Origin of the sequence: Undibacterium sp. RuRC25W (genome assembly GCF_049339825.1) — a bacterium.
Taxonomy (GTDB): Bacteria; Pseudomonadota; Gammaproteobacteria; order Burkholderiales; family Burkholderiaceae_D; genus Undibacterium.
Genome location: NZ_JBMPPD010000004.1, coordinates 65249 through 91289, shown reverse-complemented (window position 1 = coordinate 91289; position 26041 = coordinate 65249). Strand labels below are relative to the sequence as shown.

General features: G+C 46.9%; 23 protein-coding genes and 1 pseudogene. 5 read left to right on the top strand and 19 right to left on the bottom strand.

The window, feature by feature from the left end:
• The first annotated feature begins 5 nt into the window (after window positions 1-5).
• A complete protein-coding gene (locus ACO0KV_RS03685; protein WP_423039996.1) occupies window positions 6-1994 on the top strand; it encodes an ATP-binding cassette domain-containing protein in 1989 nt (662 codons plus the stop codon).
• 114 nt (window positions 1995-2108) lie between these two features.
• Here the strand turns inward: ACO0KV_RS03685 and ACO0KV_RS03680 are convergent, their stop codons facing one another.
• Window positions 2109-2915, bottom strand: a complete 807-nt coding sequence (locus tag ACO0KV_RS03680) for a zinc-dependent peptidase (RefSeq protein WP_423039994.1) — start codon at window positions 2913-2915, stop codon at window positions 2109-2111.
• Window positions 2916-3101: 186 nt separating this feature from the next.
• Window positions 3102-3740: an NAD(P)H-dependent oxidoreductase gene (locus ACO0KV_RS03675; RefSeq protein WP_423039992.1), complete on the bottom strand. Its 639-nt coding sequence runs from the start codon at window positions 3738-3740 to the stop codon at window positions 3102-3104.
• Window positions 3741-4228: 488 nt separating this feature from the next.
• On the opposite strand from ACO0KV_RS03675, the gene ACO0KV_RS03670 reads away from it, so the two are divergent.
• Entirely contained in the window at window positions 4229-5905 is a 1677-nt protein-coding gene (locus tag ACO0KV_RS03670) for an alkaline phosphatase family protein (RefSeq protein WP_423039990.1), read from the top strand.
• An 82-nt stretch (window positions 5906-5987) separates the two neighbouring features.
• Here the strand turns inward: ACO0KV_RS03670 and ACO0KV_RS03665 are convergent, their stop codons facing one another.
• Window positions 5988-6977: an MBL fold metallo-hydrolase gene (locus ACO0KV_RS03665; protein WP_423039988.1), complete on the bottom strand. Its 990-nt coding sequence runs from the start codon at window positions 6975-6977 to the stop codon at window positions 5988-5990.
• 218 nt (window positions 6978-7195) lie between these two features.
• Here ACO0KV_RS03665 and ACO0KV_RS03660 point away from each other — a divergent pair, with 218 nt between their 5' ends.
• Window positions 7196-8131 (top strand): LysR family transcriptional regulator, encoded by a 936-nt coding sequence (locus ACO0KV_RS03660; protein WP_423039986.1) that lies wholly within the window; start codon window positions 7196-7198, stop codon window positions 8129-8131.
• 253 nt (window positions 8132-8384) lie between these two features.
• Here ACO0KV_RS03660 and ACO0KV_RS03655 read toward each other — a convergent pair whose 3' ends face one another.
• Complete coding sequence (locus tag ACO0KV_RS03655) at window positions 8385-11603, bottom strand: PAS domain S-box protein (protein WP_423039984.1); 3219 nt, start codon at window positions 11601-11603, stop codon at window positions 8385-8387.
• Window positions 11604-12199: 596 nt separating this feature from the next.
• Here ACO0KV_RS03655 and ACO0KV_RS03650 point away from each other — a divergent pair.
• Window positions 12200-13192, top strand: a complete 993-nt coding sequence (locus tag ACO0KV_RS03650; RefSeq protein WP_423039982.1) for a diguanylate cyclase — start codon at window positions 12200-12202, stop codon at window positions 13190-13192.
• Between the two features lie 9 nt (window positions 13193-13201).
• Here the strand turns inward: ACO0KV_RS03650 and ACO0KV_RS03645 are convergent, their stop codons facing one another.
• The 15 genes from ACO0KV_RS03645 to ACO0KV_RS03575 form a co-directional block, all read right to left on the bottom strand.
• Window positions 13202-14080, bottom strand: coding sequence for a diguanylate cyclase domain-containing protein (locus ACO0KV_RS03645; RefSeq protein ID WP_423039980.1), 879 nt, complete (start codon window positions 14078-14080; stop codon window positions 13202-13204).
• A 203-nt stretch (window positions 14081-14283) separates the two neighbouring features.
• Window positions 14284-15447, bottom strand: a complete 1164-nt coding sequence (locus tag ACO0KV_RS03640; RefSeq protein WP_423039978.1) for a molecular chaperone DnaJ — start codon at window positions 15445-15447, stop codon at window positions 14284-14286.
• 301 nt (window positions 15448-15748) lie between these two features.
• Window positions 15749-16126 (bottom strand): PilZ domain-containing protein, encoded by a 378-nt coding sequence (locus tag ACO0KV_RS03635; protein WP_423039976.1) that lies wholly within the window; start codon window positions 16124-16126, stop codon window positions 15749-15751.
• Window positions 16123-16644: a flagellar brake protein gene (locus ACO0KV_RS03630; RefSeq protein ID WP_423039974.1), complete on the bottom strand. Its 522-nt coding sequence runs from the start codon at window positions 16642-16644 to the stop codon at window positions 16123-16125. Before ACO0KV_RS03630 ends, ACO0KV_RS03635 begins: the two co-directional genes overlap by 4 nt.
• Window positions 16645-16892: 248 nt before the next feature.
• Window positions 16893-17000, bottom strand: coding sequence for a diguanylate cyclase domain-containing protein (locus ACO0KV_RS03625; RefSeq protein WP_423039972.1), 108 nt, complete (start codon window positions 16998-17000; stop codon window positions 16893-16895).
• A 321-nt stretch (window positions 17001-17321) separates the two neighbouring features.
• Window positions 17322-18218: a F0F1 ATP synthase subunit gamma gene (locus tag ACO0KV_RS03620; RefSeq protein WP_423039970.1), complete on the bottom strand. Its 897-nt coding sequence runs from the start codon at window positions 18216-18218 to the stop codon at window positions 17322-17324.
• Window positions 18215-19699: an alternate F1F0 ATPase, F1 subunit alpha gene (locus ACO0KV_RS03615; RefSeq protein ID WP_423039968.1), complete on the bottom strand. Its 1485-nt coding sequence runs from the start codon at window positions 19697-19699 to the stop codon at window positions 18215-18217. The genes ACO0KV_RS03620 and ACO0KV_RS03615 overlap by 4 nt, the downstream gene beginning before the upstream one ends.
• Window positions 19700-19743: 44 nt before the next feature.
• A complete protein-coding gene (locus ACO0KV_RS03610; RefSeq protein WP_423039966.1) occupies window positions 19744-20547 on the bottom strand; it encodes a F0F1 ATP synthase subunit B in 804 nt (267 codons plus the stop codon).
• Between the two features lie 3 nt (window positions 20548-20550).
• Window positions 20551-20832, bottom strand: coding sequence for a F0F1 ATP synthase subunit C (locus ACO0KV_RS03605; protein ID WP_423039964.1), 282 nt, complete (start codon window positions 20830-20832; stop codon window positions 20551-20553).
• Window positions 20833-20848: 16 nt separating this feature from the next.
• On the bottom strand, window positions 20849-21532 hold the full coding sequence (locus ACO0KV_RS03600; protein ID WP_423039962.1) for a F0F1 ATP synthase subunit A: 684 nt from the start codon (window positions 21530-21532) through the stop codon (window positions 20849-20851).
• The gene (locus ACO0KV_RS03595) at window positions 21529-21819 is read right to left on the bottom strand and encodes an ATP synthase subunit I (protein ID WP_423039960.1); all 291 of its coding nucleotides are present in this window, start codon (window positions 21817-21819) and stop codon (window positions 21529-21531) included. Before ACO0KV_RS03595 ends, ACO0KV_RS03600 begins: the two co-directional genes overlap by 4 nt.
• Window positions 21812-22147, bottom strand: a complete 336-nt coding sequence (locus ACO0KV_RS03590) for an AtpZ/AtpI family protein (protein ID WP_423039958.1) — start codon at window positions 22145-22147, stop codon at window positions 21812-21814. Before ACO0KV_RS03590 ends, ACO0KV_RS03595 begins: the two co-directional genes overlap by 8 nt.
• Window positions 22137-22529, bottom strand: coding sequence for a F0F1 ATP synthase subunit epsilon (locus ACO0KV_RS03585; protein WP_423039956.1), 393 nt, complete (start codon window positions 22527-22529; stop codon window positions 22137-22139). Before ACO0KV_RS03585 ends, ACO0KV_RS03590 begins: the two co-directional genes overlap by 11 nt.
• Window positions 22519-23973: a F0F1 ATP synthase subunit beta gene (gene atpD / locus ACO0KV_RS03580; protein WP_423039954.1), complete on the bottom strand. Its 1455-nt coding sequence runs from the start codon at window positions 23971-23973 to the stop codon at window positions 22519-22521. The genes ACO0KV_RS03585 and atpD overlap by 11 nt, the downstream gene beginning before the upstream one ends.
• A gap of 177 nt (window positions 23974-24150) precedes the next feature.
• The gene (locus ACO0KV_RS03575) at window positions 24151-24405 is read right to left on the bottom strand and encodes a hypothetical protein (RefSeq protein WP_423039952.1); all 255 of its coding nucleotides are present in this window, start codon (window positions 24403-24405) and stop codon (window positions 24151-24153) included.
• A 255-nt stretch (window positions 24406-24660) separates the two neighbouring features.
• Here ACO0KV_RS03575 and ACO0KV_RS03570 point away from each other — a divergent pair.
• Window positions 24661-25898: pseudogene (locus ACO0KV_RS03570) on the top strand (YbfB/YjiJ family MFS transporter).
• Window positions 25899-26041 lie beyond the last annotated feature (143 nt).

The window sequence follows — 26041 nt, the reverse complement described above, 5'->3', positions numbered from 1 at the left end:
TTTATATGATACGTTTGCAGCAAGTCATCCTCGCCCGCGGCACCAAGCCGTTGTTTGATAGCGTCGATGTGACACTTAACCCCGGTGATAAAATTGGTCTAATCGGCTCAAATGGCGCGGGTAAGTCCAGCCTGTTTGCCATGTTGCGCGGGGAACTGCATCCAGATCAGGGCAGTATTGAATTCCCAGCCAAATGGCAATTAGCCCACGTCGCCCAAGAAACACCGCCATTAGAACGCTCAGCAATTGACTACGCGATTGATGGTGACGTCACCCTGCGCAAATTAGAAGCACAATTAGCTGCGCTTGAAACTGAGCCAGAGAGCTATGAAAACGGTATTGCGATCGGCGACCTATACGGCGCGATGGCCGATGCTGACGCTTACACCGTTCGCTCCCGTGCAGAGCAGTTACTGATCGGTCTAGGTTTTAAACTCGACCAACTCGAACGCTCAGTAGCAAGTTTCTCGGGTGGTTGGCGTATGCGTCTGAATCTGGCACAAGCCTTGATGTGCAAATCAGACTTATTGCTGCTCGATGAACCAACCAACCATCTGGATCTGGACGCCATCATCTGGCTCGAAGACTGGCTGAAACGCTATGCCGGCACATTAATCATCATTTCACATGATCGCGACTTTTTGGATGGTGTGGCAAACGTCATCGTCCATATCGATGAACGTAAACTTAAACGTTATTCAGGTAACTATTCTGCCTTCGAGCGTCAACGTGCTGCGCAATTAATCCTGGCTGCTGGCACCATCGAAAAGCAAAACCGCAAGCGCGCGCATCTGGAGTCGTTCATTAGTCGCTTTGCGGCAAAAGCATCTAAAGCCAAACAGGCGCAGAGCCGTATTAAGGCGCTGGCAAAAATGGAAGAACTAGCACCATTACGTGCTGCCGCTGAATTTTCATTTGAATTTCGTGAACCACTCAGCGCACCAAATCCAATGCTGGTGATGGAAGATGTGGATTGCGGCTACCGAATTGAATCAGAAACAGACCACAGCTTTACCGAACGTCGCATCGTCAATGACGTGAAGTTTTCTTTACAAATCGGGCAGCGTATCGGCCTCTTGGGTGTGAATGGTGCTGGTAAATCAACGCTGATTAAAACCATCGTTGGTGACATTGCACCGTTATCTGGCGAAATGCAGACCGGCAAAGGTCTATCGATCGGTTACTTCGCACAGCATCAGGTCGAAATGTTGCGCCATGATGAATCACCACTCTGGCATTTGGCGCATATTGCCCCTAACGTCCGTGAACAAGAATTGCGCAACTTCCTGGGTGGATTTAACTTCCCTGGTACGATGGTGACGAGCCCGATCAAACCGTTTTCTGGCGGTGAGAAAGCGCGTCTCGCATTGGCGATGATCGTGTGGCAGCGCCCTAACCTGCTGTTGCTTGATGAGCCAACCAACCATTTGGATCTGGAAACGCGCGAAGCCTTAACGGACGCGTTAGCACAATTTGAAGGCACTTTAGTCGTCGTGTCCCATGACCGCCATCTGCTACGTGCAACGACAGACCAATTTATCATCGTTGCTGACGGCAAGTTGCAACCGTTTGATGGTGATCTGGATGATTACAAAGACTGGCTCTTCAAAAGCAAATTAGAGAAGGAGGCTAATCCTTCGCTGCCAGAGAAAGCCAAAGCAAAAGGAGCTGCGCTGCCACAGGCAAAACCAATTCCTGCCGCAAAAGTCGACGACAAGGAACAACGCAAACGTGACGCTGATGAACGCCAGCGCCTCGCTAATTTACGTAAGCCAATAGAAACCCGGATTAAACGCCTTGAAGAGCAAATGGCTAAGCTTAATATGAAGAAAGCCGCCATTGATGCACAGCTTGAGGATAGCGATATCTACAGTGACGCCAATAAAGAGAAGCTCAAAGGCTTGTTGATGGATCAGGCATATGTCGTGAAAGAACTTGAAACGACCGAGGCAGACTGGCTCGAGCAGCAGGAGTTCTTGGAAGCTGTAGGGTAAAGTCGCTTTGGCGATGATAGGTCAGGTGCACCCCGCGGCGGCGACTGTTGGTCAGTCGATCGCGGCTTCGCGCATCTGGCCTACTGACATCCAAACACATGCGAAGCACCCTTGCTAGACCCAATCTCTCGGTTCCACTTGATAGAAACTCCGGAGCTGCTCATACAAAGCAGGATGATGCTGTGCCAACTCTGTACTTTTCTTAAAAAACGCCTCAGTTGAAACGGCAAAAAACTCAGCGGGATTCGTCGCACCGTAGGGATCAATGACCGTGTGATGATGGTGGTGCTGGATGGCGTGCAATAAACTCTCATACTCTCGCTCCATCACTTGCGACCACGCCCGATAGGCGGCGGCGCTACTGAGTAATGGAGCACCATTGGTCTGCCCTGTTTCGCTGTCTAACTGATGCGCAAACTCATGCATGACCACATCCTGGCCATGTAATTCGTTGTGCGCGCCATGAAGCACCTGATCCCACGCCAAAATCACCCGTCCGTCGCTCCAGGATTCTCCACTCAGTCCCTGATTGGTGTGTGTCACGATACCACCACTCAACATCTGTTGACGCGGCGCTACAAACGCGGCTGAATATACAAGAATGTGCGTCAGTTTTGGGTAGACCTCACTAGGACGGTTTAACAGCAACATACAAGCCTTACCGGCGATCGTCACTCTGATTTCATCCGTGATCTCCAGATCCCCGCAGCCGACAAATTTTTTTTGATATAAAAACTGCCGGATACGTCGCTTCAACTGCATCTGAAGATCAGTCGGCATGCGCGAATATTCAGGTAAATTTTTTCTTAAAATTCGGGAATAAGGTAAGGGAAAAGCCTGCCGTAAAATGTAACGCAATCGTACACGCGGCACTTCAAATGCAAAGAGCAACGCAATGACGATCAAGAGTAACCAACCCATACGATGCAATCCAGAAAAGAATGATTAATTTCCATCACATGGGCGCGAAGACATTAAAGTCAATGGCGAGGCTAAAAAGAATGCGACAAAAAAAAGCTACCTTGAAAACAAGGCAGCTTTTATATGAAGCTAAATAACGTACTATTGCGTTTTTTGTTTAGCAACCGCGCTAAACTTTAAACAGCATTATTTTACGTCGGAGATGAACTCTTCTGTCGGACGACGTACTTTTTTCAAGTTCACTAACCAGTCACCCTCTGCTTCACGGTAACCTAAAGGTAGGATCACAACGCTACGCAAGCCTTTTGCACGCAAGCCCAGGATTTCATCCAGTGCTGCAGGGTCAAAGCCTTCCATTGGTGTGCTATCAACCTGCTCTTCAGCTGCAGCAATCAATGCCGTTCCGAGCGCGATGTATGCCTGGCGCGCAGCGTGTTGGAAGTTGACTTCAGCATCCCGAGCTGGGTAGGTGCTCAACAACATATTACGATAGTTTTCCCACCCTTCATTTTTGAAGCCACGAACTTCGTTCGTGAAATCAAACATCTTATTGATACGTTCTGCCGTGTAGTTATCCCATGCTGCAAAAACTAACAAGTGTGAACTATCTGTGATCTGGCCTTGATTCCAAGCGATTGGCTTGATTTTTTCGCGGATTTCTTTGTTCGTCACAACCAGTACTTCATATGGCTGCAAGCCGCTAGAAGTTGCTGTCAGACGAGTTGCTTCCAAGATGTTGTCCAATTTTTCTTGTGGAACTACTTTGGAAGGGTTGAATTTCTTTGTTGCATAACGCCATTGCAGCTTTTGGATTAAATCGCTCATTTACATTATCCTCGATCGGGTTAATAGAAAAAATCTGGCAATCAGCTATAAAAAATAGCCCTCATACAAACATACAAGCTAGTTTGTATGTTGATTGAAGCAACACTATAACAGGACATTCCATTTCTTGCTGGCCGCTGCATTAGTAAATATCTGCATAAGCTCACACACTCCAGAAGCAAAAGAGCATCAGGAAATCATCGCGCAACAATGATGTCACAATATCAAACATCAAACATCAAACTTATTCAACTTACGTCTGTTGTTGAACAAAAAAACACGCTCATCTGCATCAGCAGCAACAAGCGAGCATCATTGAATTTATTACACTGTAAGGCAACGTGCTCATCAATTTGAAATATTTCTCATATATGATAATGAATTGCTGAAACAATCACGTTGCCTTTCAACGTTTCGTTGAAACTCATGAATGCCTCCAAACTCGGCAACGCATTCTCCAACACTGTTTTTTATTGTTAACGTTAAAAATGACAAAAAATTTACTACCATCGTTACGACCTCTACGTCACCTGATGTTGATCAGCAGCTTACTGGTAACAACCGGTCTGACTACGCAACCTGCCCTCGCTGTTGAGAAACCAAGCCAACCAAAACTCGTTGTGGTGTTGGTCGTTGACGGCCTCCCACAAGAGCAAGTCGTGCGCTACCGCGATCAATATACGCAAGGTGGCTTCCGACGTTTGCTGGAACAGGGAGCATGGTATAGCGACGCGCATCAGGCGCATGGCGTTACGGTGACTGCGGTGGGGCATACGGCAGTATTAACAGGTGCGTATCCTTATCAGCATGGCATCATCGCCAACGAATGGATTGATACAACCACCCACGAAAGCATGTATTGCACACAGGATGGCAACTATCACTATCTGGGCGAAGAAACAAAAACGGATGACGGTACAGCGCCAACTAATTTAAAAGTCAGCACGGTCGGTGACGAGTTACGTTACGCCACTGGCAATCAGTCCAAAGTGATCACGGTCTCTGGCAAAGATCGCGGTGCGATTCTTCTGGCTGGCAGAGCAGGTACACCTTATATTTACATGAAAAAGTCCGGTAACTTTGCAAGCAGCAGCTACTATTTACAAAGTCATCCAGCCTGGGTTCAGCAATACGACGCAAAGCATCCACAAGATCGATTCTATGGTCAGGAGTGGAAACCCTTACTTGCAGATGCAGCCTACCAAAATGACGTCGACGATAGCATCATCAGCGAACCCAAAGACCGTTTCCCGTTCAAATACGAGAGCAAATCAGGCAAACCAGACGCTGAGTATTACGGCAAATTAATGACCAGTCCTTTTGTCGATGAAATGACCTTAGACTTCGCCCGCGCTGCTGTTGAAGGTGAAAATCTTGGTAAAAATCCTGCCGGTGTGACAGATATTCTTGGTATCAGCCTCTCCAGCCATGATTACGTCAATCATGCCTTTGGGCCGGAAAGCCGTATGTCGCACGACCACTTGCAACGTCTAGATCGGTTATTAGCGAACTTTTTTACCTATCTGGATAAGCGCGTTGGTCTAGACAACACTGTTATTCTTCTGACTGCTGATCACGGTTTTCCGAATACACCTGAATTTTCACGTTCTATCAAACGTGACGCGCAACGCATCAATAGCAAAGACATGATGGCGGCACTGAATCAGCATTTAAACAAACAGTTTGGTACAGAGAAGCTTGCCGCAAAATGGTCAGGTCCATTAGTGCTACTAGATTATCCGCTGATCGCACAAAAAAATCTGAAGCGTGAAGAAGTAGAAACCAGCGCAGCGCGTTTCCTGCTCTCCTACCCAGGTATCTCTGATGCCTTCACACGCACCCAATTGGAACAAGGTGCCCTGCCCAACACCCGCATTGCAAAGCTCATGCAACGTGGATGGAACCGTCAAGTTTCTGGTGACATCATGCTGGTAACGAAGCAATACTGGTATTTTGGGAGTGGCAATCATGGTACATCACATGGATCGCCTTACTCCTATGACACCAATGTACCGTTGATGGTGCTGGGTAAAAATTGGATCAAACCGGGCAACCGTTCTGAGTACGCAGAAGTCGTCGACATTGCACCAACCTTGTCACATCTACTCAAAATCCGCCCACCTTCAGGCTCTGAAGGACGCATCTTGGGTGAAGCACTCAAATAAGTCAGCGTAAATAGAACGAAACAAAACAGAACAAAAAAACCGCATGATGAAATTCATGCGGTTTTTTTTGATGTCTGAGAGCTTAACGTGGCTGTGTATAGTTAAGCGGTGTCCATTGGTAGGACTTCGTCGCACCCTTACCTACGACACGAATATGACCAAGACCTGGGAATGGAATATGCGCTGCTGCAACGATATCACCCTCTTTTGCAGCTTCGTCAAAAATACGGAAACGTGATTCCATCGCCGCTTTTGGTGTCGTATCAAAACCAATCGTCACTTGTGGATGATCAAACTGTACCGCACCGACGTGGATCAGATCGCCAGCGATAATCATCTTCTTGCCATGGCTTTCAACCACATAAGATGTATGGCCTTCTGTGTGACCATAGCTTGAATATGATGTGATGCCTGGAACTAACTCACCATTGTTTTTGAATGGTTGAAAGTGATGTGCATCAACGTATGGCTTGAGAGAAGCAGACGCGCCTTGAAAAAAGCCCTTGCTGCCCTCTGGTGCTTTGGCCAGGTTAGCTTCACTTAACCAGTATGCCGATTCACGCTCATCCGCACGTACGATCGCATTTGGGAATGCCAGCTTACCGTCTTGCATTAGGCCGCCAACATGGTCAGGGTGCATATGCGTAATGTAGATTTCATCGACGTCAGAAGCTTTGTAGCCAGACGCTGTCAGGTTCGCAAGCATCTTTCCTAAGGTTGGTCCAAACAGTGCACCTGCGCCGCCATCGACCAGAATCAACTTACTACCCGTATTGATCAGATAAGCATTAACGGATGTTTCTGTAGGCACACTCAGATAGGCATTGGCTAATTCTTTCTTTGTTTTTTCTGGTGCTTGCTTGAGCAATTGGTCGACAGGCAAATCAACTGTGCCGTCACTTAACGCAGTGACTTCGAAATCACCAAGTGCGAAACGGAAGAAGGCCGGTGCCGGTACTTTGGCCATCGGCGCAGCAGCAAGCGCAGATGTTGAATACATCGCACCAAAAGCGGCGCTTGTGGTGATGGCTGCGACGATCGCTAATTTCAGGAAGGATTTATTTTTCATCATTTTCTTTCAGTCTTTGGTTTCAAAGGAAAGGTTACGGGTGGCACGGATTGGTATTATTTCAGGTTTTCAATTCTATAGATTGCTAAAAATTGAACAATAAGGTAATTTGCAAACTCATTTTGCGAAATACGCTAAGATAAATCACTTGCTGATGATGGCATCAACAGAAAAAATAAACGTTGAAGATTTATCCAAACACATATTAAAGAAGGCCCGCAATGTTAGATGACCTACGCATTTTTTTAGAGGTTTCCCAAACTGGCAATCTCTCCAAAGTCGCCCAAGCCAGGGGCATTGCAGTGTCTTCAGTCGCCAGAAAAATTGACTCGCTTGAAGCCAGTCTGGCAACAAAACTCTTCCACCGTACATCTCGCGCAATCATTCTAACCGATGCTGGCGAACGCTTCTTGCCACATGCAAAAAGCATGATTAGTGAACTAGACGATGCCAAAGATGAACTCTCTGCACTACGTGCGGATCCGCGCGGCCTTTTGAGCGTTACTGCGCCCGCCGCCTTCGGTCGTCGTTATCTGACACCCGCCGTTTCGAGTTTTTTAAAACAATATCCGCTAATGGAAATCGATCTGCATCTGAGTGATCAGGTAATTGATCTTGCAGCGCAACGCCTTGATGTTGCAATTCGCATCGGGACCTTACCAGATAGCGATCTTATCGCCACCCGATTGGCACCGCTTAACCGCCTGGCCTGTGCCAGCCCAGAATATCTGAGTCGGCATGGAACACCCCAAACACCATTAGATTTACTCAAACATAACTGCCTCAAGAAAACGACTCGCCACCTCCCCTATGAATGGTTGTTTGCTGGCGCCAACCAAAACAAAGGTATTCCAGTCAAAGGCAGTTTTCGATCGGATGACGTGGAAGCACTGATGCAAGCAGCTGTTGCTGGCATGGGGGTTATTCACCTCGCCAGCTTCATCGTTAGTGATATGGTCGCCGCTGGCAAACTCCGTATTTTGTTTGAAAATGACATAGCAAATATCCAAAAAGCATCTCAGAAATCCGAGGCAGGCATCCATGCAGTAAGACTTCCAGGACGATCTCATGCAGCAAAAGCGCAGCTTTTCATCAATCATCTCAAACAAGAATTTGGTCAACCTCCGGTCTGGGATCAGGCGCTAGGGCTAATTTAGCACCACCAAACAAGAAAAAACCTTTTAACTATTAATTTCATAGAAATATTTTATTTTACCTATCAACCGATTTATTTCATGATGATCATTGTTACGGGTGAACTACCCTAAATCCCGCTATGCAATTTTTTTCACAGGATAAAACTAGAAAATGAAATCACAATACGTTGAAACAATCATCCTCACTTTGGCTGCAATGGCATTAGCTGCTTAATCTATACGCAAACCGGCATATACATTGAGGGACATCAATTCAAGAAAGTGCCTCCCAGCGCTTCTCTTTGGTCCAGCTATCGGCCCAGTCTAAGATTTTATCAGCTGGCATTGGTCTAGCAATTCCGTAACCCTGTACGCGCTGGCACCCCATTTGCAACAACGCTGCACCATGCGCCAAGGTTTCCACACCTTCGGCAATCACCTGCCGATTAAATGCTGTCGCTAGACTAATGACCGCATTAACGATGCCGTAGTCCTCATGATCTGTCAGCATATCTCTAACAAAGCTCTGATCGATTTTGAGCGTATCAACTGGCAATTTTCGTAAATAGGTGAGCGACGAATAGCCAGTACCAAAGTCGTCTAAGGCGAGTTTCACCCCTATTCTGTGGCACTCTCCAAGAACATGGACAGTCCGTGGCATATCGCTGATAGAAACACTCTCCAAGACCTCTAACTCTAAAAATTCTGGGGGCACTTTGGGATGCATAACAAGCGCTTCGTGCAAATCATCCAAAAAGTCAGGATGCATCAATTGGTTAGCACCAACATTGACGCTGACCTTCAATGGAAAGCCTTTAGATATCCATTGCGCGGCCTTCTCAAGGGCATCAGAAATAACCCATTTCCCAATAGGATACTCGGCAATACTCCCCTCCATCTGTGGCAAAAATGAGGCGGGTGTGAGTAATCCAAGATCAGGATGCTGCCATCGTATCAACGCCTCCAATCCCACGACTTCACCGGTCGTCAGATCCACTTTCGGCTGAAAATAAAGTTCAAATTCTTGCCGATCCAGTGCACCCATCATGCGACTGATTATTTCTCTTTGTTGCTGGGCTTTTTGGTCACTATCAGGATCAAACAAATGAAAACGGTTGCGCCCACTTTCTTTTGCACGATACATCGCCTGATCTGCATGTCGAAGTAGTGAGTCGGCATCAGAGTGGTCGTGAGGATACAAGCTAACACCAATACTTCCAGAGACATTAATCACGGCATCATCAACCGTAATCGGTACTTTGATGGTTTCTAATATTCGCTCAAGGATGATGGAACAATCAGCCGGCGATCCGCAATCATTGATAAGCAGGATAAATTCATCCCCACCCAAGCGAGAAAGCGTGTCTTCTGCCCTTAGGATATTTTTAAGATTATTGACGATCCCAATCAGTAACTCGTCCCCAGCTTGATGACCATAGTTATCGTTGACGAACTTAAATCCATCTAAATCGATATAACAAACTGCCAGTGTTTTATTATGGCGGTCAGCTCTGAGGATGGATTGTTGGAGACGATCGGATAACAATCTGCGATTCGGCGTTCCCGTTAGCGAATCATAGTGCGCGACCCGATCAAGCTCCGCTTCATGTTCTTTGATACGACTAATATCAGAAAAAATGCCGATATAGTGTTCAATATTACTTTTCTCATCAATAACAGAAGAAATGGAAAGTAGAACAGGATAAGCTTGTCTGTCTTTTTTTTTGCCCCAGATCTCGCCGGTCCAGTATTTGTTGTTTGCCAAAGAACTTTTTAATTCTTCGTAAAGCCGATAATTTTGGGATTCGGAGAAGAGCACCCTGTACGACTTCCCAATCACCTCCTGCTCGGAATAGCCAGTAATACGGGTAAAGGAGGGATTAATTCGCGCTATCAAACCTTTCGGGCTAAGAACAATAATGGCGTCATAGCTGTTTTCAAAGACAGTAACAGCCTCACGTTGCGCCATTTCAAGTTGTTTTCTGTTATGGACATCGGTGTGCGTACCGGACACCATCAGTGGGTTTCCATATTCATCCCACTCAACAACTCTGCCGCGAGATAATACCCATCGCCATTCACCGGACTTCGTTAGACAACGAATTTCTTGTTCAAGATGAGACAACTTACCTTGCAAATGTCTCAACACGATCGCCATCACATTAACAAGATCACTAGGGTGCACATATTTTTCGTATCCGCCTTCAGATAAGTCAATCTCATCGAGCGTATAACCAAGCATTTGCGCCCAACGGGCGTTAACATTCAGGGAGTTTGTCTGGATATTCCAGTCCCAGTAGCCCTGTTCAGAACCTTCAATCACTCGTGACAAACGCTTTTCCCGATCCACGAGTTCAGCGTGTATTCGACGGCTCTCCGTAGAGTCAGAGATTGTCCCAACTAAGCGCGCTGGTCTACCTTGACCATCTCGTTCGACAATCTTTGCTTGCGTAGTAACCCAAACTTCAGACTCTCCCGGCTTGACTGCTAGGCGGTAATCAAGCTCTACTCTTACCTGATCACTCGCTAAAAATAGATCAATTTTTTTCAGCACCGATTCAACATCATCAGGATGAATCGTACTCTTAAAAAAATGAAAATCGTATGCCGCCTCATCCGGCAAACCACCTGTGATTTTAAGGGTCTGATCAGACCGATACAGTTTATTTGTAATCAAATCCCAGTCCCACATGGCGTTATTGCTCGCTGCCAATGCCATTTCCAACCGTTGATGCTCCACGATTAAGGGCGTCACATCCTTCACTATTTTGCAAGCGCCGATGATCTTTCCATTCGTATCGCGAATTGGCGTCGTAGTAACGGTGACATGAATTAGACGTCCCGACTTATGCACACGCACAGTATCAAAGTGGTCGATCTTCTCCCCATACTGTAACTTTTCGAGAATAAATTTCTCTTCATCCAGACGGTCGGGTGGAAATAAGCGCAGAATCGACCTGCCCAGCACTTCCTCAGCTCGATACCCAAACATTACCTCGGCCGCACCGTTCCAGCTCGTTATAATTCCATCAAGTGTTTTACCAATCACAGCATCATCAACAGAATCAAGAATGGCCTGGATCAGTTCAGTCTCGTACTTACTAACTGCAGAAGAAAAAGAAAGCTCAGACTGCGTGACGTCCCGCGCAAAAGAAATAACAGAAGACACTTCACCGGACGACTCTTTTTCAGCAATCAAATGCGAATGAAAATCTCTATTTCCATCAACGCCAGGAAAAGTGAATGTAATATCCCGTGACTCGCCCGTACAAAACACGTCTTTAAGTGCCGCATCCCACTGCCGCACCAATTCTGGCGGCATGCCCAACTCACAGTTGGTCTTACCAACAAAATCTCCCGGCTTTAGACCTGTATATTGTTCAATTGAAGAATTGACGTACGTATGTCTTAGCTTACGATCAAACATTGCCACAATATCAATATGAAAATCAGCAAACGTTGATGAATAAGTTGGTCTAGATGGTGGCGGCATGACAATAACTCACTCGTTATGTTGGAGACATCCAAAAACCATTTTTTGTAATAAATGAAAAACGTATGTCGTTCGCGGTCCTATCCGTGAAGTATCGCTCAGGTTGCGATGAGAAATGAATTGAAGGCTGCCTTAAGCAGGAAAGGCACCATCACAAATCAATAAAATATTATTTTGCTCAAACACAATATAGAAGATTAATGTCGCTTTATCAAATAGTTCTTGCATTACGCCTGATTCAGTGAACAGTGATGTTGTTACTCCTGCCACCATCATCTGTTAGTACAAGCATCGACCGACGCGCATGAATAAATGAGTTAACCAATAATAAACTTTTTCGTGGCTGCATCCATGGATACAACGACATTGCCATAGTTGGGTGACTTCGTTAGCCAGAACAGATTAAATGTATAGGCATGATGATCGCCCCTGTGCATATTGCGCTACGAAATGATCGTAAGCCCGCTTGCTTACAGTATAATTTCTGGGTCGCTTGGTACTACTATGCGGATCTTAAAGACCGTCGCGTACCGCATGACGTTTGAATCTATTTTCTTCGAAAACCACCCTTTCCAGATTTTTTAAAAAATAGAGCTATGACCAAACCAAACGCGATTTCACTTTCGAAAAAAAGCATAGCCAAAGATGATTATCAATTTGCCGTCAATCTTATGCAGTTTTTGGTCGTTCCTGCCTTCGTACTTAACATGCAAGGTAAAGTAATTATCTGGAATAAAGCGTGTGAACGTCTGACTGGTATTAAGGAGGCGGAAATTATTGGTACCGATGAGCATTGGCGGGGATTCTATGCATCACCTCGACCATGTTTATCAGATCTCATTGTTCAAAATAAAATTAACGAGATGGATGGACTTTACGTTGCACACGAAGACCCTACAGAGTCCAGGCAAGAATTGCATGCAGAAAATTGGTGTGTAATGCCTCGCTTGGGTACGGAACGATATCTCTATGCCGATGCAGGGCCTATTTTTGATACCTCTGGAAAATTGATCGCTGCGGTCGAAACACTTCGTGATATGACAATTCAAAAAAAGGCACAGCTTGATTTAGAAGTACTTGCTGTACATGATGGACTGACAGAAGTGATCAATCGTCGTGGCTTTGATAACGCTCTCGACACTATCTGGAATAGTGCTATCCACAATCATTTAATGGTGGCGCTCATCATGCTAGACGTCGATCATTTCAAACAATTCAATGATATCTACGGACATCCTGCTGGTGATGAGTGTTTAAGAACAATCGCAAAAGTTCTTAAAGGATCTACATTACGCTCTTCTGATATTGTGGCTCGGTACGGGGGCGAAGAATTTGTCGTGATTTTACCATCTATAGATACACAAACCGCCGGAAAAGTGGCGGCAAGAATCGTTGACTCCATATCAAAATTGAAGATGCCGCATCTCGCTGGCGAAGGTGGTGTTGTAACCGTGAGTGCTGGGGTAGCAGTTGCTTCACCTGTGTTAGGCTCTTCACAAAAAAATCTCATTAACGTGGCAGATAATTCTTTATATGAAGCCAAGCATGCGGGTCGTAACAGAATGGTTTTAAATAGAGCCGATGAGTGACACAATCGTTCACGCGATTACAAATTGATTGCGTCCATTATTTTTACCTTCATACAGCGCAATATCTGCACGTTTAATTGCACTATCGAGATCCTCTTTTTTTCCAACTAGCGCTAACCCAGTGGTGATGGTAACAGATAGTACTTGGTTGTCAGAAATAGTCATTGGTGTCGTTGCGATTGTAGTGACGACTCGGCTTGCTGATTGCGACGCTTCTTCTGACGACTTGCACCGTAAAAACCATAAAAATTCCTCACCACCAAAACGATACAATGGGTCATTACTACGAAGCACCTGTTTCAAGATAGCCGCTGTAGATTGCAGAATAATATCCCCTATCGGGTGTCCATGAGTATCGTTGACTTTTTTAAAATTGTCGATATCGATCATTGCAACATACAACAATGAATTGTTTCGCTCAGCATCTTTCTGGCATAAAGAAAAATCACTTGCAATTCCGTACCTTAAAGGAAGTCCAGTCAACGGATCATTTCGCAGAGCATTTGAAAGTACAATATTTTTTAAATTAGCCAATAAAATAACAAATTCTGCCTGTGATTTTTCAAAATCTTCCAGATCAACGATACTACCAGGCGTTCCTGTCATTACATGCTCGCAAATTGCAGAGATTAGTTCATGCATTCTTTGATGAACGAAAGTTACACGTTGAGTTGTTTGAATATCTATGGATTCAAAATAGGCGGCATGCAAAGCAAACCAGCGACCGAACCGACAAAGTGTATGCGCGGTTGGTGAAAGGATATCGTCACCAGGTGACTCATGCAATACAGCGCAGCGTAAAATACGTTGGTTCCACTCGTTATGTGCCACCATTGCCTCGTCAAATTCAGCAATAAATGTTTCTGTTTCAAATGAAAAATTTTGCATGATAATCAAGACACAATAATGAAATACGCTGGATTAAAGAAGATAAAATCGACATAGGGTGTCAGAAATTAATCTATCGTGGAATTGCCACTTTCCAATGTTTACTCTACCTTATTTTGACAGAACCTTATGACCCATCAATTGTCGTCATTTGAAAAATCATCAAAATCCATATAAGCGAACATTTCCTCTTCAGCATCCAGCTACCGTGAAATCCGATAAGACTTGAGCCATCGTTTAAGATTACTGATATCCCGGAGGGCAGCAAGATCCTGTTTCAACATTGTAATGTCACGCTGAATGTGCTTGATATGAGCTTGGAGACTGTGCATCACCTGCGCAGGAGACAACGACGCATCGGGCGAAAAACCAAAGCTTGCCCTGAAGTCCCTTTCCATGTCTTCGATCTCCTGCTGCAATTCCACCGATTGTTCGGTTAATATCTTGTTATAGTGTTTCAAGCGATCGGCGGAAATGGCATTGATCATGGATTGGTCAATCTGCTCCACTTCCAGTTGCAACTCCAAGAGCTTGAGCAAATCTCGCTTGTCATAAGCCACATTGACACGTTGCATTAAGGTGGTCTTGCGATCCCGTTCTGCTGGGTCTTGTTCGCGATCAGGGTGCAGTGCACTAGCCAATTGCCGAAATACCGCGCGGATCGACTGACTGACATGATGCGCTTCTTTTTCCTGCCTAGCTTCCCTGGCTAATTCTTTTGACGACTTTTTGCGATTGCTGCGCAAATCATCATATTCTTGTTGATTCTTTTCTTGATGCGCCTGATGCTGCCTCCGCTTTTCGTCGACATACTCGAACACGCTTTCCGATGAGGTTAAATCAACCTCGTCGAGTTCGACTCCCAGCACATCTTCCATGATGGATCTTATCGCTGTGTTGACTTCCTTCGCTTCTGCATCAAAGTCGGTGTCGCTGTACATGTTGTAAATCGATTTCAATGCTGGATCGTCGTTTTCAACAAGTAATTTCCCTGCGATTGCACATAGGATGTCGCTCAGCTTAGCTCGGTCCGTCTTGCTCAATGTGGGATCGGCATAGGATTTATCAAATAACTCGACCAGCTTCTTGCGCAGGAGATTAAATTTTTGCAATAACGGAGCAAATTCGGTGGATTGTTTTTGTTGATACAACGGAATCATGGCCTGCCACTCGGCAAGTTGCTGGCGTTGCTGATCAATTTTCTTAATCAGTCGATTAAACGTTTTTTGACCAGCCGAAAGCGTAGGCTGCCCCTTCGGTTCAATAATACGGACAATGTTGGATTTGGATAGCGTCATCAATTCATTACAGGTCTTTGCATTTTGCGAACGCTGTCTCGGTATCGGGCCTGTCAGCGGCGCAACCAAGATCAGTGTTAACCTTTATTTTCAAAAGTTTTCAATACCACAAAACGCGGATCATCAGATACAAATCGATACATTGCGAACACTTTAGGTTGCGACATTTAATTGTAACGTTAAGGTGTATAGCATAGATATACACCGTTTTTAAAAGAGTTTTCCATCAATTTGCGGACACAATTTTATATGGACAGCTCAATCAATGCGAAATGCTAAAGCACATCTAGCATATCGTTATGCTAGTACCGCATAGGTCGTTCAGGCTTTGATCCAAGTCGTTCAGACTCAACACAGATGACGCACAACACTAACTTTGGTCAAAAATGAAGCATTTCAATGCGATCCGCTGCTCTGATTCAAGCTGATCGAATTCGATTCCGTGAACGATCAACCCATCGAACGACTCATCCTTACGCACATTACGGATGTACGCCATCGCGTCAATATCGAGGTTGAATTCGCCCGTCTTGATCCGAAACCGGACGTGCAAACGATCACCTGTCGTGCCCAATGCTATCGACGCGGCAAGTGACATTCCTAGGGGACTAATATCCTGTGCGATGCCGATCCCTTCATATTCGCTAGCCGTTGTAGCAATAGCATAACTCACAGCGAGCTTCACACGGGCACGAGCTGATTTACGCGAACGAAGCCGACGGATTGCGAATGGGGCGGACAGTATCAAATAGTTGAAGGGGCCTGAGCATACGGTGTCGACTGTACAAAGGAAAAAAATACCGCGCGAACCGAGACAGCGACCACCTCGATTTGTTCGCCTTGCACGAAGAATAGCGGCTGCCCCCTCTGCACCGGAGCCATGATAAATAACGCATCGTTTTGGGCTAGTCCGATCAGCTTACTCGCATGCATCGGCCCTCCCTTACCAGCCATTGCCCGGATGCCGAGCGACATACCGATTGTCAGGTCTAGGTCGTTGACAGTGAGTGGTTCCTGTTGATTATCTAGATCTTCATTGGATAAGGAAGGGATTTCATTGGCATCCAAATCACCACGTTGCGGTTGAAAGTGTTGGAATAAAAAGGTGCGGTCTTCTGCTTGCGACAAGGTCGCACCTCGGTCAAACAGGAGTACGCCACAAGTGTCGAAAATTGGCCATTCAAGTGGCGCTCCTATAGGAACATCATTCGGTTGCAATAGAGTGACAGGTTCGTTGGATATGTGATTTTCGCCGCCTTCATTCATTACCGTAATAACTTTCTAAGTTTGAGATAAATGCATTCGCGGATCAAAGAAACGTAACGCATTTCTCCTAGATTTTTTGAGATCAACCATGGCAATGTCGCCCTGCCTGCATAGATCTTTTACACTCTGTTGAGTGCCATTAAACAGGTTGCCGCTGCCACTAATTTGAATTGTATAGAGACCACCTGATAAGTTTGGTTTAGCACATCACGATGTTATGGCCAACGATCTCTGTTTGAGAATCGGCGTCAAAAGGTGTTCGCCACCTGTTTTAAAAACATATCACCCACATCTTGAGCTAGCGTATCGTTGATGGTCTTGAATTGATCGAGATCAATAAACGTTGATCGCTCCATAACATCCATTACGCATACTGGTAAGCAATGCCCAAAGTTGCTCAAATTCAAATCCCTGACGTGCATTAAGTTCCCAATTCTACCGCCTGTTACCGCCACAACATTGACACAATGTATCAAAGTAGTCGCATGCAACATATAGCCCAAGTGGCAGGTGCTCTGCAGACATGTGGCGTCAATAGATTAATCATGCAACCGCTGTTTGCCTGTCACGGTTATTTCTGCGGCTCTTTGAAAATGAGTGCACTCCGTATTTTGCGGTGCTCATTTTTAGTTAATCAGATGACGCTTCGCGCGTGCGCAATTGTCAATTGCAGGCTCTTATATCTTAAAGCCAGTCAAAGCGTTAAACCCGGCGATGACATCAAACAACTCCTCATCGATCGCATTTTGTCGTAATCGCGAAAAAGTTCGATGAAGTTGATCTGATAATTCATTAATACTTTTTTCCGCTCTCTGCATGGCGGCAAGCCGACTCGCGTTCTCGCTAGCCAGCGATTCTGCGCAGGCCTTATAGACTGAGATAAACAAATATTCGCGAATCAGATCGCTCAAAAGTGTTTCTTTCTCTCCTACAGGTTCTGGTAACGCTTTGGTCGGCCAAGGTGTGGTGGCAAGAGCGCGCTGCCACCGCGTATCCAATGGCAGCAATTGTTGGCATACGGGTTGATATTGCGAAGCGGCTTGTGGTTGATTATGAAAAAGGTACATTTGCGCAAATTCATTATTGAGACGACACGTATCACCATCGATTTGAATGCGCCCTACCAGTTGCGAAATCGCAGACACCGAACCCGGTACTGGGTAAGGACCGACCAAAGCAAGCTTAGCTTCTGCTAGACGTGAAAACAAACGTTCACCTACCACCCAAATTTTCTTTTCGCCTGGCAGTTGGTCCAACGTATCGATGACGAAGGTCGTCATGATTTCATTGAATTGTCCGACTAGCCCTTGATCAGAGCCAAATACGATGGCGCCGATTGTGCCAACGGCATTTGAACTAGCTTGCTCAATGTGGGGAGTCGGTTTAACTACGTTTTGCCGCAGGACCGCAGCTAACCCAAGGGTTACCGTACGTTCGTAATCAATCAACGCCAAAACGGCATTTTCATATGAGCCAATGCTAGATGCAGCAATAGCCTTCATCGTCCTCACCACGGATTTGAGTTTCTCGGTACCGTCAATTTTTGAGAGCAAGATGGCTGATGTATCACTCAATTTTTTACCTGCAGAAAAGAATGGAGTACGGTCTGAATAATTTGAATGAGGAGTGCACGATCATCTTCGCTGAGCGTACTTTCTGTCATAAAGCGCCGTTGCATATCAACTGGAATAAAGCTTGTTGCGTTGCAAAGCGCAGATTCTGCATCCACTATTTTTTCAATTGGGATTAGATCAAAGACACCACTGGTCAACGCCAACAAGACACAGATCTGTGCCGATATCGTCAGCGGTGAAAATATTGCCTGCTTGAGATAGGCACGGATGCGCAAACCATGGTTGAGCGTCTTTTTTGATGTCTCGTCTAATCGCGTACCGAAGCGGGCAAATGTTTCCAGTTCTTCGAATTGCGAATAATCGAGTTTCAACGTTCCGACGACAGAACGATATGTCCCAAGTTGCGCTTTCCCCCCTACTCGCGATACTGACTTTGCCACATCGACTGCGGGTAAAATGCCAAGTTCAAATAGGTTGGGTGACAGGTAGACTTGACCGTCGGTGATAGATATCAGATTAGTTGGAATATAAGCCGAGATGTCCTGGGCTTCCGTTTCGATGATAGGTAAGGCCGTCAGCGACCCACCGCCCAAATCCTGATGCAAATGGGTGGCACGTTCGAGTAGACGGGAGTGTATATAAAACACATCGCCGGGAAACGCTTCTCTGCCGGGTGGTCGGCGCAACAATAGCGATAACTCGCGGTAGGCACGCGCATGTTGAGTAAGATCGTCGTACACAATCAAGACGTCACGTCCGGCCTCCATAAAGTGTTCGGCGATACTGGTAGCCGCATACGGTGCAATATAGGTCAGTCCAGGCGCGCTATTGCCTTCGCTGACCATGACGACTGTATAGTCCAGTGCACCGTGGTTGCGCAGATCGGCCACGACCTTAGCGACCGCCGAGGCGCGCTGCCCAATCGCACAATAGATACAAAGTACATTGTGATCGCGCTGGTTAATAATAGTGTCGATCGCTATGGAGGTCTTGCCGGTTTTGCGGTCACCCAAAATTAATTCGCGCTGTCCGCGGCCAATTGGAACCAATGCATCAATCACCTTGATGCCGCTTTGCAGAGGCACCGTAACTGGCGCTCGGTCCATAATAGCTTTGGCTTCGCGTTCTATCGGCAGCCGTTGCGCGGTGTGGACGATTCCCAATCCGTCCAATGGACGACCAAGCGGATCAATCACGCGCCCCAGCACGCCATCACCGACACCGACATCCATCACTCGACCAGTGCGTATCACTTCATCACCCGCCTGCAAGTTGCTGTAATCGCCTAGCAACACGACACCGATTTCGTTGACATCAATATTAAAGGCGATACCCAATAGCCCATCAGGAAACTCAATCAATTCTTCAAAACCGACTCCGGGTAATCCGGTAACGATCGCGATGCCAGTCGATACGGATAAAATTGTACCCACTTCGAGCGGCTGAAACGATGGAACGAAGTGCTCTCTGGCTTGACTCACTATAGCCAATCTGTTTAGCGCGACATGTAATAGAGACGAGTCGCTCATACGCTTGACTTAGTGGACGATTCAGGCTTGGCTGAATCACTGGCAACTGAATCGAGCACGTGATTGACATGGCTATCGAGTGAATGAAGATAGCCAGCGACGCTCCATGCCAGTTTCTGTCCGTTGATACTGAGTTCGATGCCACAACCCACATTAGGTGATACGTCAAATTGGATCGTTAATTCAGTACCAGTCAATACGTTCAATGCTTGTCTGATTGCCTGCCGTTCTGCTTGGCCAAGGTCAAATACGCTTCTCACCTGTACTGTCTGCGGTGCGCCATTGACGGCGGCAAGTAGCGCAGCTTTGGAGCGGGTGTCAAGCGCCTTCAGATGTTCAATAAATGCCGTGGTGATCTGTGTTTCGAGATCGACATTTGCAAGGCTAGCTAATGCCTGACGTGCGATAGCAAACGCTTCATGCTGAATCGACACTGCCAATTCGCGCTCCAGCGTTTTACGTTCATTTAACACAGCCATGCTGCCTTTGGTCCGCATGGCTTCTACCTCCTGACGTGCTGCGTCCATCAGTTTTCGCTTTTCTGCCTCAGCGCTGTCTTGCGTCTTCTTCATCAACTTATCGCGTTCCTGATCGAATTGCTGGTTCTTTTGCTGAAACAGATCACGCTCCTTTGCTGCGTCGTTTGCCTTGCTTTTGGCCTCAGACAGTTGAGCAGCAATACGTTTTTCGCGCGCATCAATGGCGGTAAATATAGGCTGGTACAGATAACGTTTCATTAACCAAACCAGAATCAAAAAATTGGCGATCTGTGCAATGACGGTGAACCAATCAACTAACATGACTTATTTCCCCTGAGCCAAACTAATCGCATGGTTCCAGAACGGATTGGCAAAGATAAGAATCATCGACACAACAAAGCAATAAATAGCAGTCGATTCGATCATGGCAAGACCGACGAACAGCGTGCGCGTGATGGTGGCAGACGCATCGGGTTGCTGTGCCAGTGATGTCAGTGCCGTCGCAACTGCCCGTCCTTCGCCTAGCGCTGGGCCAATCACGCCGATTGCAATGGTAAAACCCGCAGTGAAAATTGAAACGATGGCGATAATGGTCATGCTGTCCATGGTTGCTCCTATCAGTTTAAGTAGAATGAGTTGGCTCGTGTAGCTGCACGGCCGCAGTGATATATACGGTTGCCAGAATGCTGAAAATGTACGCCTGTACCATACCGGTCAACAGACCAAGCAGCGTCATCGCAAGTGGAAAAATAAATGGGGTAATCGTTAGTAAAATCGCGATGATCATGGTGCCACTCATCATATTGCCAAACAAACGCACTGCAAGCGCCAGCGTGCGCGACACTTCGCTGATTATGTTGAATGGCAACATAATCGCGGTTGGCTCTAGATAAGATTTTAAATACGCACTCAAACCGATCCTCTCAATGCCAAACACGGGAATAGCGACGAAGACACATAACGCTAGTGCAATCGTCGTCGAGAGCGAACCAGTAGGCGGGTTATAACCGGGCAGTACGGTACAGATACTGGCCGTCGCAATAAGCAGAAACAGGGTACCTAAAAAGCCGATATATTTTTGGGGATTTGGCAAACCAACTTCTTCAATTTGCTTTGCGACACTAAGCACGATGATTTCTAGAACACACTGCCACCGTGAGACATACCCATCTGTAGACAACTTTCGCGTCACCAACATCGCGGCAATTGTCATACCTAGCATGAGCAGCCAAGTCGTGAGTATGGTTTCGTTCACATGAAAAAAACCATACTGCCACAGGATCAACTGATCGGAACTGAGATTCATGGTCTGCCTCTCTGCAACGATTGAGATGGCAAGATCCGCAGTAAAATCATGCGTGCTACCGTGAACCCGATCAAACAGGCGATCAGTCGATGCCAATCAGCATTGCACAGGTAGTAGAGGCTAACGAGCAGCACAATGGTCCTCCCAAAGAAACTACCGGCAAACCAAAGCACAGGCTGATTGGAGGTTAATCCTTTGTTGGTCGTCCACCACAACACTGCAAAAAACATCGCCCCCAAACAAAAACCAACAACTGTCATCGCTGCAAATGCAAAGATGTCATTCATCTTTTTCTCCGATTGCGTCAGTACGAGCCTTGCTGATAGCGACATTTTCTTTAGCGACCCAATGCCAAGCGTTGGCACAACCCAGGCAAAGGCCGGCAACGAGCAAGGCAAGGGTCCAAGAGTGGCTACCGGGATAATGGTCGTCTATCCACATGCCAAGTGTGGCACCAGCTAGGGTTGGCACAACGACCGACCACCCAATCAGTCCCACCATGCCAAGACCAAACCAGATGCCATACACGGTATTTTTCTGCACCGCGAGCTTGCGCATCTCTTGCTGCTGCACCCGCTCGCTGAATTCGGTGTCCGGCTTCTCGTTAATTGCCATGAGGGAACTCCGCCATGCGCCGTAACAGTCCGGTCTCGAGCTTTGCCATCACCAAGCGCCGATCTTTTTCCATGCTGTCGATGGTTAAAAACTCGCGCGTCACTGCCTCATGTAGATTACCGAGATCTGCGCCGCCAATTGCGTTGCGCACCGATACCATTACCTCACTACCCGTCTTGACCAGTACGCCCCGATCAACCGCTACGTAAATAGTTTCTCCGTTTTTGGTAACGTAGCTCAGTACACCAGGTGCCAATGCCATGACACAGTCTAGGCGCTGAGGCAAAATTCCGAACGAACCAGATGTGCCGAGCGCTACGATGCGAGCAACATCTGAACAATCGACGAAAATTTGGAATGGCACCAGAACTTTAAGATGCATGAGCGACGGCATATTGTTTGTCCTGTTCTGGTTTGGGTGTCGGTTTTACATCTGGTTTTTCAGTATGCACTTCGTCGATCGAACCAATCATGTACAGTGCGCTTTCAGGGACGTCTTTGAACTCGTCGTTTAATATTCGTTCACAACCGTCAAGTGCATCCTTCAAACTGACGGCCTTGCCAGGTACATTACTGAATTGTTCAGTAGTGAAAAAGGGTTGAGTCAAAAAGCGCTCCAGTCGCCTTGCGCGCGCCACGATATTTCTATCGTCCTGAGAAAGCTGTTCAAGACCTAACATGGCTATGATATCTTTGAGTTCGGCATATTGCGCCAGCGTCTGACGGATTTTTTGCGCCAGTAGGTAGTGTCGCTCTCCGATAATACCGGGCGTCGCCATTTTTGAATTCGACTGCAAGGGATCGATGGCTGGGAACAAACCTTCACTGGCCCGTTCCCGTGATAACACAATCGATGCCGACAGATGACCAAAAATATGCACAGCAGCCGGATCGGTAAAATCGTCAGCTGGGACGTAGACGGCCTGGATAGACGTGATTGCGCCATTCGCAGTATTGGCGATCCGCTCCTCCAGACCGGCCAATTCGGTGCTCATCGTTGGCTGGTAGCCCATGCGTGACGGCATTTGCCCCATCAATCCTGAAACTTCTGATCCAGCTTGAATAAAGCGAAACACGTTGTCAACCAATAGCAAGACATCGCGATGCTCCTCATCACGAAAATATTCGGCCATGGTCACTGCCACATCGCCGACGCGAAATCGACTACCCGGTGGTTCATTCATTTGCCCGAAAACCATCACCATATTTGGCAGGACACCAGCCTCTTTCATTTCTCTATGTAACTCTTCGCCTTCTCGGCAACGTTCACCAATGCCGCAAAATATGCTCACGCCGTTGTGGTATCCAACCATGTTGTGGATCATTTCAGTGAGGAGTACGGTCTTGCCGACTCCCGCGCCACCGAACAGACCTGCCTTGCCCCCGCGTTCCAGCGGCACCAGCACATCGATAACTTTAATACCGGTTTCAAAAATCTCCGATTCGGTAGATTGTTCCACAAGGGGTGGCGGCAGATTATGCACAGAGCGCAGAGTAACATCCGATAACGGCACTCCTCGGTCGATAATACGACCAAACACGTCGAACATGCGCGACAGAATTGCTTTGCCTACTGGTGCCAAAAGTGGACCTCCAGTGTCTACGACCGGCATGCCGCGTGAAAGACCCTGCGTCGGCGTCAAGGCTATACCGCGTACACTATGGGCATCGAGCTGCGCCCAGACCTCAATAGCAATGTTCCCATCCTGACCGACCCGCAACAGAGTGTTGATCGATGGTAAGCGCTCGTCGAAACGAATATCCACCACGCTACCGCGCACCGCTAAAATCGTTCCAATATTGGGATGTGGCATCGTTTCTTTCATGCGGTTTTCCTGAGTGATTGGAATGAAACAGATACCCGGATGCTGCAGTTCGTAGTAAATTTTCTGGCATTTGGCATAAACGCCCAACCAGACTCATCCTCGGATTCAAAGACTTTCATTGTGTCGCCAAACTAATCTCGGGAATTGACACCATGTACATGATCAGAAAGTCGTGGTTCAATGGTGGTGTGTGAGAGACCGTTGTGCACTTTCAACACTATCAATCTCTCCAAGAACGGCTGCCAACAAGGTTCCAATAGTAAGTTGTGCAAAAAGTGGAACCATCAATTCTCGCGCCGCTGTGATTAATGGGTCAGTATTTGTATTATCATCAAGCGAAGTACTTGGTAACCGAGTTTCTGCTTGTAATTGACCAGCAAGAAGTTTCAATCCGGATAACCGCTTTTCTAACTCATCTATGCTCGAACTCATCATCGTCTCCATTTGGATTAGCTACATATAGCGCGCAATTCTCATTCTCGACAACAGAATAGAATTTTAGTCATACCAATTTTAGTTATACCTTATATCAGTCCAAATCAAATCGGTTTGATCCCAAACAAATGTTAACCAGCTTCCACAAATCAGAGACCAATGAAGACCAAAACAGTCAAGACGTATACATTTCATCGAACCACGCCATCGTTTAGCGTTCAGCGTGCCCTTTAAACCAACTTTCAACTGTCAATGATGAATTATCCGATACAACCAACTTCACGGAAATTTGCCCTTGACCATCCGTTTTTTACGGCAATCGTATTATCACTGGGGCCCGCTATCGCCTTGGGCATATCACGCTTTTCGTACGGCCTGCTGATGTTGCCGATGCGTACCGATCTAGGTTGGTCGTATTTGCTGGCCGGCACCATGAATACCGCGAATGCCTTTGGCTATTTCTCGGTGCGCTGGCAACCTCGATGCTGATGCCGCGCTGGGGTGCAAGGCGCCAGTTGACTGGCGGCGCACTCTTTATTGGTATATTCACCTTGCTGTCAGGGTTTGTCACCAATGCCAGCGTGATGCTTTTCCTACGTATGTTGGTCGGCATGGCGAGCGCATTCGTGTTTATCGCCGGCGGTGTATTAACGGCCCAGCTTGGCGTTTTGCGCGGCAAGCAAATGGGGTTGTTGCTTGGTCTATATTATGGTGGTTCCGGTCTGGGAATCATGCTGTCGGCGCTGCTAACACCGTTGGTAATAGCTGCCGCACAGTCCCACGCTAGCGCACATGATTGGCAATGGGCCTGGCGGGTATTCGGAACGATTTGCTTGCTGGCGGCGCCAATAATGGGAATAACCGCCCGAAGTATTCCGGAACCGTCGCCACACAATCGAGAACATGCTGCTGTGCGCACGCGCAGCCTCGCTTTTGGCTTGCTTTCGTATTTCATGTTTGGCATGGGCTATATCGGCTACATGACTTTTGTCGTTGCTTTGCTCAAACAGCAAGGAATCCATGATGTGACAATCACGCTGTTTTACAGTCTGCTGGGATTAGCGGTTATCGGTTCAGGCAAGTTGTGGGCACACATGCTGGATCGGTTCAAGGGCGGTGAATCGATGGCAATCCTCAACGGAGTACTAGCTGTCGCAACCCTGCTACCGGTGCTCGGGGTACAACTTCCGCTGATTTTCGTTTCCGGTATATTGTTCGGTGCCGTATTTATGTCGGTCGTTACGTCAACCACCGCACTGGTGCGGCATAACTTACCGCCAACCGCTTGGTCGTCTGCTATCAGTATGTTTACGACTGTGTTTGCACTAGGCCAGATCGTTGGCCCGACTATCGTTGGTTGGATTGCCGACAGCACAGGTGGCCTCAAGCAGGGTCTGGTATTTTCGGCCTTGACGCTTTTAGTTGCCGCTTTACTGGCTCTTGGGCAACGTACGCCGACCTCAGTAAATTCATCTGCGTTGTTAAAATAATTCCGCTATAAAGAGAAGCGTCATGCAGACGACTTACGGTGCGTCAAGTACGGTAAATGGATCGCTATTTCCAGACCCTAAGTGAAGTCGGGAACGAATATAGGTGGCACTTTTACTTCGCGCAACGGCTACAAATATTCCCG

What these genes read in the sequence shown, in the direction of transcription:
- ACO0KV_RS03685 (WP_423039996.1), top strand. Translation starts at nt 6, where the DNA reads ATGATACGTTTGCAGCAAGTCATCCTCGCCCGCGGCACCAAGCCGTTG.
- ACO0KV_RS03680 (WP_423039994.1), bottom strand. Translation starts at nt 2,915, where the DNA reads ATGGGTTGGTTACTCTTGATCGTCATTGCGTTGCTCTTTGCATTTGAA.
- ACO0KV_RS03675 (WP_423039992.1), bottom strand. Translation starts at nt 3,740, where the DNA reads ATGAGCGATTTAATCCAAAAGCTGCAATGGCGTTATGCAACAAAGAAA.
- ACO0KV_RS03670 (WP_423039990.1), top strand. Translation starts at nt 4,229, where the DNA reads ATGACAAAAAATTTACTACCATCGTTACGACCTCTACGTCACCTGATG.
- ACO0KV_RS03665 (WP_423039988.1), bottom strand. Translation starts at nt 6,977, where the DNA reads ATGATGAAAAATAAATCCTTCCTGAAATTAGCGATCGTCGCAGCCATC.
- ACO0KV_RS03660 (WP_423039986.1), top strand. Translation starts at nt 7,196, where the DNA reads ATGTTAGATGACCTACGCATTTTTTTAGAGGTTTCCCAAACTGGCAAT.
- ACO0KV_RS03655 (WP_423039984.1), bottom strand. Translation starts at nt 11,603, where the DNA reads ATGCCGCCACCATCTAGACCAACTTATTCATCAACGTTTGCTGATTTT.
- ACO0KV_RS03650 (WP_423039982.1), top strand. Translation starts at nt 12,200, where the DNA reads ATGACCAAACCAAACGCGATTTCACTTTCGAAAAAAAGCATAGCCAAA.
- ACO0KV_RS03645 (WP_423039980.1), bottom strand. Translation starts at nt 14,080, where the DNA reads ATGCAAAATTTTTCATTTGAAACAGAAACATTTATTGCTGAATTTGAC.
- ACO0KV_RS03630 (WP_423039974.1), bottom strand. Translation starts at nt 16,644, where the DNA reads ATGAATGAAGGCGGCGAAAATCACATATCCAACGAACCTGTCACTCTA.
- ACO0KV_RS03625 (WP_423039972.1), bottom strand. Translation starts at nt 17,000, where the DNA reads ATGGAGCGATCAACGTTTATTGATCTCGATCAATTCAAGACCATCAAC.
- ACO0KV_RS03610 (WP_423039966.1), bottom strand. Translation starts at nt 20,547, where the DNA reads ATGTTAGTTGATTGGTTCACCGTCATTGCACAGATCGCCAATTTTTTG.
- ACO0KV_RS03605 (WP_423039964.1), bottom strand. Translation starts at nt 20,832, where the DNA reads ATGGACAGCATGACCATTATCGCCATCGTTTCAATTTTCACTGCGGGT.
- ACO0KV_RS03600 (WP_423039962.1), bottom strand. Translation starts at nt 21,532, where the DNA reads ATGAATCTCAGTTCCGATCAGTTGATCCTGTGGCAGTATGGTTTTTTT.
- ACO0KV_RS03595 (WP_423039960.1), bottom strand. Translation starts at nt 21,819, where the DNA reads ATGAATGACATCTTTGCATTTGCAGCGATGACAGTTGTTGGTTTTTGT.
- ACO0KV_RS03590 (WP_423039958.1), bottom strand. Translation starts at nt 22,147, where the DNA reads ATGGCAATTAACGAGAAGCCGGACACCGAATTCAGCGAGCGGGTGCAG.
- ACO0KV_RS03585 (WP_423039956.1), bottom strand. Translation starts at nt 22,529, where the DNA reads ATGCATCTTAAAGTTCTGGTGCCATTCCAAATTTTCGTCGATTGTTCA.
- atpD (WP_423039954.1), bottom strand. Translation starts at nt 23,973, where the DNA reads ATGAAAGAAACGATGCCACATCCCAATATTGGAACGATTTTAGCGGTG.
- ACO0KV_RS03575 (WP_423039952.1), bottom strand. Translation starts at nt 24,405, where the DNA reads ATGAGTTCGAGCATAGATGAGTTAGAAAAGCGGTTATCCGGATTGAAA.